Genomic DNA, 12206 nt, shown 5'->3' with positions numbered 1-12206 from the left:
ATTGGCCTAGTTTGCGATTTTTACTTTTTGTCCCTCCTTTACACTCCGAGCGCCTTCTTTAATGATATGGCTTCCTGCGGCGATGCCTGACAGAATTTCTACATAACCATTCTGTGTTTTTCCGGTAGTAACTATGGCTTTGTGTACCTCAGCCTCTGTATCTGAACCATCAATTTCAGCGACATAGATGTACTGTTGGCCTTCCGAATTTTCTGATATAATACTCTGAGGAACCAAAATAGCTTGCGTATTAGAATAATCGTTTAGCCGTACTTTGGCATTAAGATTTGGTTTTATGAGTTCATTAGCATTGGGTACAGGTATTTCTACACTAAAGGAACGATTTCCCGGTTTAATGAAGTTGCTGGTCTGGCGAATTTTAGAAAAAACAGTATCCTGAAGCACCGGAAAATAAATCTGAGCCTCTTTGCCCACTACAATGTCCGCTAAATACGTTTCGGGAACATCTACCTGTATAAACATCTCGGATAGGTTTACTATTCTGAAAATTTCCGAACCGGGACCCGGCGATACCACGGTTCCCTGATCTTTAATTACGTCGTCTATAATCCCCGAGAAGGGCGCGCGTATTTGGGTTTTTGCCAGTTGCGCCTGCATTTGGTTTACTGTATTTTCTTGTCCTTCATAGCTGGCTTTTGCCTGCAAGTACTGTATTTCGGAGCCTATATGCTGCTCCCACAGTCTTTTTTGACGCTCAAAGGTGGTTTTAGAAAGCTCGGCCTGTGTTTTTAATTGTTGTAACTGACTGGCCAAGCCCCCATCGTCGATGGTAGCCAAGTGTTGCCCTTTAGTTACCCGTTGCCCTTCTTTAACATAAACGTTGAGTAAAGTGCCCTGTATCTCAGGAAATATTAAAACATTTTGCTTGGTCATGACATCGCCTTGCAATTCTAAATAGTGATTAAAGGCTTGTGTTTGCACGGCCAAAGTAGTTACCAAAGGCAATTTATCGGCACCTTCCAGAACACCAATCATGGAGTCGAGTTTTGCAATGTCTAATTGTAAGGATCGTTGTTTGGTAGCGAGTTCATTTTTTGTGGCTCTAATGGTTTTTAGATCGCCCTGATCCAGAATACCTTCAATTGATTTTTCGGATGTATTTCCGCAGGAAAAGAGAGTGCCTATGATAATAAATAAAAACAAAGTGTTTTTCATAATGGTACAGTATAAGGGTCGTTTTATATGCAATTTTTTAGTTATTGATTAGTGTTTCCAGTTCAGTTTTTCTATTGATGACATCGACCATAGATTGCAAATATTCTTGTTGAATGGCATAGAGTTGCGTCTGCGCTTGTCGTAAATCAAAACTGGTGGCAAGGCCTTCGGTATACTTTATTTGATTTTTTTGTTCTATGCGCTCCGATAGTCTGAGGTTTTCTTTGGCAGCGTTGTACTGTTCTATCGCTAACAAATAATCGCTTTGGCCTTGTTCTAGCTGCAAGCGTATGGTTTCTTCGGCTTCCTTTAATTGTGTTTTGGCTTTTTCCAAAGCAATTTTAGCGCGTTGTGTGCTGGCACTGCGCCGGAAAGAGCTAAAAATGGGAATGCTGAGATCAAAACCAAGTACAGAAGAATCAAACCACTCTTGGTCGCTGTTTAAGAAGGTAAACGAATCGCTAAAAGCAGAAGATCCATAATTTATAAACGCATTTAATGTGGGTAGCGCCCTGCTTTTGGCTAGTTTCATTTCGTAAAAACGTTGCTGGTTTAGGTTTAGAGCTAATTTGTAATCTACGTTATTAGCCACATTAAAATCGCTTTCTAAGAGTTGAAGGTCGATTTGTTTCTGCGCCAATGCATCTAAATTTTCGGATAACAAGGTTGGGGTGTCTATGGGAAGCCCCATGACCAAATTTAGCATCTGAAGCGTAATGCTTTCTAGTCGAATGGCGTTTCGCAATTGGTTGTCTATGGAAGACAAGGTAATCTGTAATTGCTCTACACTCTCTTCATCGCCCAAGCCATTCTCGTATATTTTTCGTGTTTCCAAAAGATTTTTGTCCAGTGCTGTTTTATTTTTTTGAAGAATGGCAACACTTTCTTTGGCTAGTAACACATTGCCATAGGCCGCTACCACCGATTTGCGCACTTCCAAATCTGTTTTCTCCTTATTGTTGGCGCTAAAAGCAATAAATGCTTTGGTGGCTTGTATGCCCACTATGTAGGAGCCGTCAAAAATTTGTTGACGCAGCGTAGCCGTGGCGGTGGCTTGTTGCGGCTGACCAAAAACGATAGGAAGAAACGTGCCCGGTTCTCCACCGGTAAATTCTGCCGGAATAAGGGAGATAGGTTGTTTAAGTCTGTTTTGATAGCTAATATCGCCACTAATTTGAGGCAATCCGCCGGCAATAGTTTCCCATTTTTGCTTTTGTGCATCAATTTCATCTCGCCCGGCATTAATAACGCTGTAATTATGTGCTAACGCATACGCTATAGCTTCCTGTAGGCTGAAACCTTGCTGACTTTCTTGAGAAAATGCGCTAAGCTGTGCCATAAGCACTAAAAATAGTATAGGGTATAACTTCATTTAATCGTGATTTGAATTGATGATTTCATTTAAGATTTTTCTTCCCTTGGGTGTTACAATTCCCCGAAGATGGTACTCCAAAAAATCATCCTGTAAGGCTACTACGGGAAATTTTTCCACGGGAAAAAGCACAGGATCTTTAATACTAATAACTCCCGAGAAGTAGATTCGAGATATAAAATCTATATTCAGATTTTCTCTGTAGATCCCTTGTTGTATGCCTCGCTTCACATTATCTACCGTGCACGTTTCCATCATATTAAATTGTTTTTGACGGATGTTATTAAATATTTTTGGATAATATTTTTGAAGTTGATGCTGAGGTGAGGATTTTTCATCCTTCAAATAATGCATCACAAACTTCTTGATCTCGTAAAGCTCTTCAATGGGATTTTTGGCCTCGGCTCTAATATGATCTACACGGGCATTAATTTTTGAAAACAAATTTAAGGTGGTCTCTTCTACCAATTTCGTTTTATTGGGAAAATGATGGTAAATGGTTTTTTTTGAAACTCCTAATGCATTGGCCAAATCGTCCATGGTAACACTTTTGAAACCAAGGGTTATAAACAGGTCTTCGGCCTTTTCTAAAATTTTAGCTTTCATAATCGGGGGCAAATGTAATGCAGGAAACTTTGGAAACAAAAAAAGTTTCTAAAGTTTTGCAATTTCTTAACAATGTCCATCGATTGGTACTCATTTAGTCATTTTTGTTACAATGGCTTACCATAGCTGCACAACCAACAGGGATAAAATCAATTATCGTATTTTTGAAAAAAAGTTGCACATGCATAGTATTGAATTTTACCGAAATGAATTTATAGCGTATCAGGAAAAAGTGCTGCTGCCAGTAATGCCAACCAATTTGTACGACCCTATGATTTATATAATGGGGCTAGGGGGCAAGCGTTTACGCCCCGTGCTTACGCTAATTGCTACAGAGATTTTTGGAGAATCGTATAAAAAGGGGTTACATGCGGCTTTAGCCATAGAAGTTTTTCATAATTTTTCACTAGTTCACGATGATATTATGGATGGTGCACCTTTGCGAAGAGGAAAAAAAACAGTACATGAAAAATGGAACATCAACACCGGTATTTTATCCGGAGATGTCATGTTAATAAAAGCGTATCAGTTTTTAGAGGCGTATGACACTGTTTTATTCAAGGATTTGGTAGCCTTATTTAGTGAAACAGCCGTTGCCGTTTGTGAAGGCCAGCAGTACGACATTGAATTTGAAACCAGAACCGATGTTACCGTTGCCCAATATCTTAAAATGATTGCCTACAAGACCTCTGTGCTGTTGGGTGCTGCACTAAAAATGGGCGCTTTAATTGCAGGTGCTTCGGTTAAGGATCAGCAAACCATCTATAACTTTGGCGAAAATCTTGGTATTGCCTTTCAATTGCAGGACGACTATTTAGATGCTTATGGTGATCCACAAACCTTTGGAAAACAAGTAGGTGGCGATATAATAGCCAACAAAAAAACCTTTTTATACCTTCAAGCCATGGCTATGGGCAATAGCGCTCAAAAACAAGAATTAGCCCATTTATTTTCTAAAGGGTCAAACGACAATACCACCAAAATCCAAGCGGTAAAATCGCTCTATACGGCCACGGGCGCATCCAAACGTATTAGAGCCGAAATGAAATCATATACCGACAAGGCTTTTCAGCTTCTAGAGCTTTTAGATATCGATTTAGAAAAAAAACAGTTGCTACAACGTATTGGCGAAAGTCTTGTTCAACGCAACGTATAGCGCAACCTACGAAAAAAGGTGGTAATAAAGAGGCGTTTCGGACAGGCCGATATGATTAAAAGATCTTCCCAAAGCGTGGTTTCTTCATCCAAAAATTTTAAGATTAATCGGGGGTCTCTCTTTTTAAAAAGCGACTCAAAAATCAACTGACCTTGGTCATTATGTTGGTGCAGGACATCTAACAAAATGAGATCATAGAACCAAAACTTGGTTTTCCGAGATGGCCTATGCCTTGGCGTACCGGCTTCCATTTGGGCTATGAGCTTGCGTATCTGTTTGCTAGTGTTTTGAAAGGTATAGCCTGTACTTGCTTTGGTCCATCCGCCTGCGGTACCAATATGCATAAGGCGTTGGGTATTTTGAGAAGCAAAATTGTAGCATGTCATCGGAATGCTCCCTTTTTCCCTATCCAGAATGCGATACGATTCGCAATTGTATTTTTCTTTTAGGTATGCCTCTATCGCCGTTTCGTATTCCTTTTCAGCTAAGAGATGCTCCGAAAATAGGGTGTATTCTACTAAGGCAGTGGTAGCCGAAAATGGCAGCACATACATAAAACGGGTATTGTTTTTTTGGGGTATGGAGAAATCCATGAAGGTAGCCTGGCCCGCATCAAAAACAGGGGTTGTCGTTTCAACAAACCAACCCAAAAAATGTTGCTGTAAAACAGGGTACTTTTTTTGCAGCTGCATTGGTTTGGCAGACAACATACTGTTAAAAACTTGCTTTCCTAAAAAAATACCCTGAGCCGTATGCAACTGTACGCTATGCTTGTCTTCGGTTATTTCGGTGACGGTCTCCTGTAAAAATTGAACGTTAGGGAAGGTTTTTAGCTGCGCGATAAGTGAGGTGTAAAAATCAATTCCTCTCACCATTTTATACTGATACGGCGCAATAGCTAGCGTTTGTGAAAAAGATTTTCCGGCAAAATAAACCTGATCCCAGTGCCGGTGTACAATGACGTCAAAAGACCCTAGGCCTTGTTCCCAAAAACACCAACTGCGGTCGTTGGTTTTTTTAGCATCCTTGTCTATCAATAAAATGGATTTTTGGTCAAAAAAACTGCTTTTACCCATAGCCACGGTTAACTGTAATCCTGCGGCACCGGCACCAATGATAATGTAGTCGTAGGTCATTTTTTATAGGAACCGAATTAGGCGTACTAAACGCCGAATTAAAAATAGCTCTCACACATTCTATCACAGAAGAAATGTAGAAAGAGGACACAAATTAAATTGCAATATAACGACTATAAAATTAAAAGGCTGCAAAACCCATATCAGTTCCGTAGCGGAATTTATTTTTGATAAATTCACAGTAGAGAAATAAGAAAAGCAGCACGGAGAAAATTTGAAGCAATGCCATACGATATAACGACTGCATTCTCAATGTGCTCTTTTAGTACTTTTTTTGAAATATATTATCAGTATTGAAGCCAAAGCAATACCTAGTACGATAACGATAGTATACCAGGTAAGGTAGGAAGGACTCAATTGATTTTCTGTAATTGTCAGGAGCTGGTTAACCTCCTGATTCAGCAGTATTTGTTTTTTATTGCCGAGCCAGGTAACGATTACTGAGTCTACTTTAGTAGCGGTACCAAGTCCAAAATGGGCAATGGTAGAGTTTTGGGACATATGACTGGATCCGCCACCATCTATTTCTCGTAACATACGGGTATTTCCGACCACAATTTGTACCCTAGAGCCAATACCGTTAGATTCCGCCTCAATGCCCTTTAATTGAACCTTCAGCCAATTGCCTTTGGCTAGATCATTTCGTAAAAGCCGGGTGGTAGACGCTACCGGATACTCTAAAACCGCTTTTTGATTGATGAATAAAATATCCATATCGCCATCATTATCGATATCCAAAATAACAGAGCCACGTCCTAATCCGTAGTCGTTAACGCCCATTTCCCTCCCTTTTTCTTTAAAAACCCCATGCTCATTTTCAAAATAAAAATTGCCCATGGGCACACAATTGGGGTTAAGATCGCCATTGGTTACAAAAAGATCGAGATCCCCGTCATGGTCGAAGTCTGCAAAATTGGCACCCCAGCTTATGCCAATATACTTCAATCCCAGTTCTTTAAGTTGATCTACAAAGGCATTTCCCGGACCTTGATTCACCATAAATTTATTCACCCGAATATTGGTCATAAAATAATCTAAATAGCCGTCATTATTATAATCACCCACCGCTGCGCCCATAGAATTTATTTTAAGATCCATTTCCAGTTCTTTAGAAACGTCTTTGAATTTCTTTTTTGGGAATAAATTCTCCCATACAAAATTGGGGATGGCTTTGTAACCGAAATCATTAACTATAAAAAGATCTTGATCTCCATCATTATCGTAATCGGTGAAAAGTCCCCCAAACCCAAATCCGGTATGGGTTAGGCCATACTTGGCATATTCGTTTTCAAACCTTTTTCCGTTCTTGTTCATCAGTAAATACCCCTTGGCTTTGTTGTTGGCATTAACAATAGTGGCATCACTGATATGGCTTAACTTACCTTCGTACTCCAAAAAATAGTTCCCAATATATACATCGGGATACCCATCGGCATTGATATCGCCTACATTAGCACCCGTGCTAAAGGAATACATATCATCCAGACCATATTCAGTCGTTACATCACGAAATGTATAATCTCCATTATTTAGAAAAACAAGATTTTTAGCACGCGGAATTTGTTGCAGATTGTCTTTGGAGTTTATGGTAGTAACTAATAGGTCTACCCAACCATCCCGGTTGAAATCTGCACTTACAACAGCTTGAGTGACATAATTATAGGTAATGCCTAAGCCCGCTTTTTTATGGATATCAGTAAAAGTTCCATTCCCATTGTTGAGATACAACACATCGTTACGCATTCCACTGGTCATGTAAAAATCCTCATAGCCGTCATTGTTGAGGTCTAATACCGCAATGCCTCCGCCAAACAAGCCTTCATAAACTTCGAAATAATGGTCAATCCCTGCCGCTTCAGTAATGTCAGTAAAGCCAGTTTGCGCATTTAACAAAAGGGGTGTGAATAGAAAAAGAACGAAGACTCTCATAATATAATAGGGAATAACTAGTTATTCATTTTTCCACTGCAGTGAATTTATATTTTCGGCTACTTTTTTTCCTTCTTCCAGCCCCACGATATTATCTTGTGGCGTGTGAATACCTCCGTAGAGTCTAGAATCTGCAGTTTCTTGTGCGGCATCCCAGAAGGTGTTGAAAGAGCGGGGTACAAAATCTACATCGCGCACCTCATCACGTTCGCGACCCAAATGGGCATTATCCGTAAAGTGAAAAGGATTTCCGAGCATATCTTCCAATACCACTGCGGCTGCGGCTGCCTGAACGGCATGTGCTGAAGGAAATGCGGGAAACGGAGGATCGGGCCAAAAAGAGACCCAGTCGGGATCTATAAACTGAGGAATAAAGGTATTGGGTCTTTCAGAAAAATAGTGATATTTCCATTCCCAGCACTTTAGTACGGCGTCTGCTACGGCCATTCCTACTTTTGCATAGGTTTCTGCACAATCTATAAGGGAAGGTCTGGTCTGGTCTAAGGCTATTGTTGCAATGTAATAGGAATGACCCGAAGGGGTAAAACTTACATCCGGATCATCGCCCCACCAAATGGCGGTTTCTTTTTGTTCTTGAGTTAATACTAAATCAGTTTTATAAACCTCCATGAATTCCTCATAATAAGGACTTCCCGGTACCGTGTCATAAGGAATCATATACGGGGTGGGCATTTCTCGATTAGCCTTTAAGAATGTCCTATTGTTTCCCCATTCATGTAATAAGGGTACATGACTTATCGATTGGGAGTATAAAGGAGGTTTCCAAGAACCGGGTTTTTCCGTAAATAGGGCTTCCTTGTCATAATTCTTTAAATACGCTCTGTGCCCCCCATCGGTTTTAGACCATTCAAAAATGGTGTTGGCTATAGATTTGCCATACGCCACAGATCTGTTAAAGATTTCGTCATCATTGATTTTATTAGAAAAGTAGGTATTAAAAAGCTGTTCCAAGGAATCTATTTTGGCCTTATTGTCGTCCGAAGTCTGATTGTAAATGTTTTTAAGAATACTTGCTTGACCAGCGTTGAGAGAGATTACCCAATCGTAGGGAGCGCCTGCTTCGGGTTCGGGTAGTTTTTGTAAATCGTTTAGTTCACCTGCCACAGATTGATGCTTCGGCGAACTGTGTACTACACTTTCGTACATGGTGTACCCGATATAACCAAATCCCCGGGCAGAATAGGGAGGTGAGTTTTGTGGTGTATGCTGGGTGATATAAAGCGCCATTTTTGCCCATTCTAAGGCCACATCCTGTGGTGTGTAATCTTTTATTTCGGGCACACTACAGCGCACTACTAAGAGAACACTTAGAAGGCCGAACAACAGCTTCGGACTCCATATTGCGTTATTGTTTTTCATGCCTAATTGTATAAAATAGTTTAAAAATTCGGATTGTAGGTTTTTATATGATCATGACTAATACCTAGAAATAATTTCCCATTCAGCTCAACAGCACTTCGAACATCTCCGGTTACATTAAATCCGGATACTTTTTGCGGCGCATACTCAAATTCTCCTTTTCCATTTCCAATTAGTAGTGTGCCGTAATTGGCATCAAACTTACCGATACGTAATTTATAATGAGCACTATTACCAAAGAGTAACATATCGTTGTTTCCGTCGCCGTTATAATCGTTGATATTTATGGTATGTACGGGTGCGTACTGTACCCGTTCCGGAAGTTCACTTATTTTTAGGATGGAAGTAGGCGTACTTAAAAACAAACTTGTATGCATATGATTGGCTTTTAGCACTTTCGCATTTTCTACCTCATTTGAGCTTAGAATATCGGTCAAGTTGGCATTGGCATAACTCTCATAATTGTTGAATTTAGATCGTAGTCCCGCAAGCTGACCCAATATTTCGTCTCGGGTAATATACGGATAACTTTGCCCTTGAATAGTGTATGAAAAAAGGGGATCTATAGATCCGTTTTTGTCAAAATCATCATAGTGTAGGGTTAGGGGTTCTTCATCAGAGGCTTTAAATTGAGTGTTTGTTCCAAGGTTTCCCACCACTAAATCGGGCTTTCCATCTTGGTTTAGGTCCGTTGCTTCGATTGTATTCCACCAGCCGCTGTAGGAATGCTCAAAGAAGGTTGTAGTGCTGTTTTCTAGTGCCCCCTTTTTATTTTTAAAAACCGAAATAGGCATCCATTCGCCTACCACGATCAATTCCTTTTGTGCGTCCAAATCTAAATCTACCCAAAGGGCATCGGTTACCAGACCTATGAACTGCAGTTCGGGAGCAATAGTGCCAATCTGATTAGAGAAATTACCCTTTCCATCATTTATAAGGATGTAACTTTCAGGGATTACCGGATACTTCCCGGGAATATGCCTACTGCCTAAAAAAATATCGGGGTATCCGTCACCATTAATGTCATGTACTGCTACGCAGCTTTTGGAAGAATACATTTTTGGAAGCGCATTCTCAGCCTTTCTAAAGTTGCCCTTGCCATCACCAAGATAGAGGCGGTCTTGGAGCCTTAGATCTTTTTCTTCGTAATTATGGTATCCCCCACTAGCCACATAAATATCTACATATCCGTCACCATTTACATCTACAAATGCCGCCGCAGTATCATGGCTTTCGCGGTCTTCATCAAAAACGGTGCTATTGCCCTTTGTAAATGTTCCATTGCTTTGCTGAATGAAGAAAGTGGCACTATGCCCTTTGGGACCTCCAATAAATAAATCTTCAAGCCCATCATTGTTCATATCACCTTTAACCAGGAGCGCACCCGTATGCGATAATTGCGCTGTTAACAAAGGTTGCCGTTTAAAATCATTTGTATTATCGATAGGATGTTGATATCGAATGGGAGTTGTAACCTCCGAAAAAATGGACTTTACCTTTTCGGCTGAAGCTCTTTGGGGTTTTGCGTTGGTTTCCTGAAGCGTTATCAGTTGATTTGCCACTACACCATGAAGGGTTTCTTGTTTTCCGGAATTCCACTTCACCGTTAAAGAGTCCATTCTTTGCACGGTACCCCATCCAAAATGTAGTATGGGTGATATAGAAGATAAGTAGCCACGTGTTGGAAATTGGGCAAGCGTTTGTAGACTGTCACCCGAAAATAGCGTAACCTTTGCGCCGATGCCTTGTGTATTTAATCCGGCTCCAAGGAGTTGCACTTTTAGGTAGTTATTACCCGATTGCTGGGACTCATTTCTGTAAATAAAGGCAGGTTTATTGATGTTATTTACTACAAGATCCAAATCGCCATCGTTATCCAAATCGGCGTAGGCCGCACCATTACTATTGGCTACATTATCCAGGCCAAAAAGCACTGTGCTATTTATAAACATAGTGCCATTAACATTCTGAAACATATAATTTGGAATATCTGAGGCGGGCATTTTTTTAATTATTTCCAATACGTCTTCCCGTTGTAACCGTCCTTTGGTCTGGGCGTACGAATCCATATAGTTGATAAAATCTAGATTTGTATAATCTCGTACATAGCCATTAGTTACGTACAAATCTTTCCAACCGTCATTGTCATAATCTGCGAGTAAGGCGGCCCAGCTCCAATCGGTATTCGATATGCCTGCGAACTGGCCTATTTCACTAAACGTACCGTTGCCGTTATTTAATTGCAACATGTTGCGCATATATTGATGGTGAAATCCGCTGCGCACATTTAAGTCAAATTTTTCATAATTATCCGGCGCCAATAGCAATTTTTGCCGGCGGTTGTCTTCCGGAAGCATGTCCAGCGTGAGGATGTCTGCCCAGCCGTCATTATTTACATCTGCAATATCGTTCCCCATGGAGAATTGACTGATATGTCCGAGGCTTTGCGACAAGACATCCGTAAAGGTGCCATCTTTGTTGTTGAGATAAAGATAGTCGGGTACTGCATAATCATTGGAAACATAGAAATCTTCCCATCCATCGTTGTTGATGTCGCTTATTCCTATTCCCAGACCATAGGTGAGCGCAGATCCGCTGATACCCGCTTTTAGGGTAACATCGGTAAACTTTCCGTCGGTTTGTTGAAAGAGACGTACCCCTTGAAGAGGGCCGTCCTTTTTAAGCAAATTTGCGGTGCTAACTTCATTTAAGATGGGAAGTGATTTCGGATTGTGGTTTAATAAGAGCATATCCAAATCGCCATCATGATCATAATCAAAAAAATAAGCCTGATTGCTAAAGGCGGGGCTATCTAGCCCGTATGCGGCTCCCCTTTCTTCAAAAAAAGGTACGCCGTTCTCATCGTTACCCATGTTTATAAACAATTGATTGGTGCGCTTGTCAGGCGGCATTGCACCGGAATAGGATAGGTACAAATCCATTTGGTGATCCCCGTTAATATCCACTGCGGTCACCCCTGTCTTCCATGGCCCGGATCTACCCGAAACTTTAGCTCGGGTGGTAATATCTTCGAACTCCATAGTACCTTTATTGAGATACAATTTGTTCTCGCTCATATTGGAGGTGAAATAGATATCGATAAGACCATCTCCGTTAAAATCCGCTGTGGCCACACCACCTCCATTATAGAGGTATTCGTACATCAATACATTGGTGTTTAGCCCTTCAATAAGGGTGTTCTGAAAATCGATATGGGTCTCGGTTGGGGATAATAGTGTAAAAAGTGGTGGCCTCCTTTCCGTTTCTTCTGATCCGCCTACGGGTGCCGTTCTTTTACAGCTCAAAAATGCTACCATAACAATCGTGGCAATTATGCAAAAAATAGTTGGCGATCCCAATCCCTTCATTTCTTTATTTTTAACTTCAGCTTTTTTTAATAGTCAATCGAAATTATCGTTCGTGCGATTTTGGTTTTCATTTTGCAGAGCAA

Annotated in this window: 8 protein-coding genes; 1 reads left to right on the top strand and 7 read right to left on the bottom strand. The window is 40.7% G+C overall.

Annotated features, from left to right (window positions below; genetic code table 11):
* Nucleotides 1-6: 6 nt before the first annotated feature.
* From U1E44_RS09950 to U1E44_RS09940, 3 genes are read right to left on the bottom strand one after another with little or no spacing between them, the layout of a single operon-like run.
* Nucleotides 7-1176 carry an efflux RND transporter periplasmic adaptor subunit gene (locus U1E44_RS09950; protein WP_322930930.1) on the bottom strand — a complete coding sequence of 390 codons (1170 nt, stop codon included), beginning with the start codon at nt 1174-1176 and terminating at the stop codon, nt 7-9.
* Nucleotides 1177-1213: 37 nt separating this feature from the next.
* Nucleotides 1214-2548 (bottom strand): TolC family protein, encoded by a 1335-nt coding sequence (locus U1E44_RS09945; protein ID WP_322930929.1) that lies wholly within the window; start codon nt 2546-2548, stop codon nt 1214-1216.
* Complete coding sequence (locus tag U1E44_RS09940) at nt 2549-3154, bottom strand: TetR/AcrR family transcriptional regulator (protein WP_322930928.1); 606 nt, start codon at nt 3152-3154, stop codon at nt 2549-2551. It abuts the gene before it with no gap.
* A 181-nt stretch (nt 3155-3335) separates the two neighbouring features.
* Here U1E44_RS09940 and U1E44_RS09935 point away from each other — a divergent pair, with 181 nt between their 5' ends.
* The gene (locus tag U1E44_RS09935) at nt 3336-4310 is read left to right on the top strand and encodes a polyprenyl synthetase family protein (RefSeq protein WP_322930927.1); all 975 of its coding nucleotides are present in this window, start codon (nt 3336-3338) and stop codon (nt 4308-4310) included.
* Here U1E44_RS09935 and U1E44_RS09930 read toward each other — a convergent pair.
* From U1E44_RS09930 to U1E44_RS09915, 4 genes are all read right to left on the bottom strand, one after another.
* A complete protein-coding gene (locus U1E44_RS09930) occupies nt 4295-5446 on the bottom strand; it encodes a lycopene cyclase family protein (protein ID WP_322930926.1) in 1152 nt (383 codons plus the stop codon). The genes U1E44_RS09935 and U1E44_RS09930 overlap by 16 nt on opposite strands.
* 249 nt (nt 5447-5695) lie before the next feature.
* Nucleotides 5696-7375, bottom strand: coding sequence for a CRTAC1 family protein (locus U1E44_RS09925; protein ID WP_322930925.1), 1680 nt, complete (start codon nt 7373-7375; stop codon nt 5696-5698).
* Nucleotides 7376-7396: 21 nt separating this feature from the next.
* Complete coding sequence (locus U1E44_RS09920; RefSeq protein ID WP_322930924.1) at nt 7397-8755, bottom strand: vanadium-dependent haloperoxidase; 1359 nt, start codon at nt 8753-8755, stop codon at nt 7397-7399.
* A gap of 20 nt (nt 8756-8775) precedes the next feature.
* Nucleotides 8776-12123, bottom strand: coding sequence for a VCBS repeat-containing protein (locus U1E44_RS09915; protein WP_322930923.1), 3348 nt, complete (start codon nt 12121-12123; stop codon nt 8776-8778).
* Nucleotides 12124-12206 lie beyond the last annotated feature (83 nt).

Source organism: Aurantibrevibacter litoralis (assembly GCF_034651555.1).
Taxonomy (GTDB): domain Bacteria; phylum Bacteroidota; class Bacteroidia; order Flavobacteriales; family Flavobacteriaceae; genus Aurantibrevibacter; species Aurantibrevibacter litoralis.
This window is presented reverse-complemented; position numbering and strand designations above follow the sequence as displayed.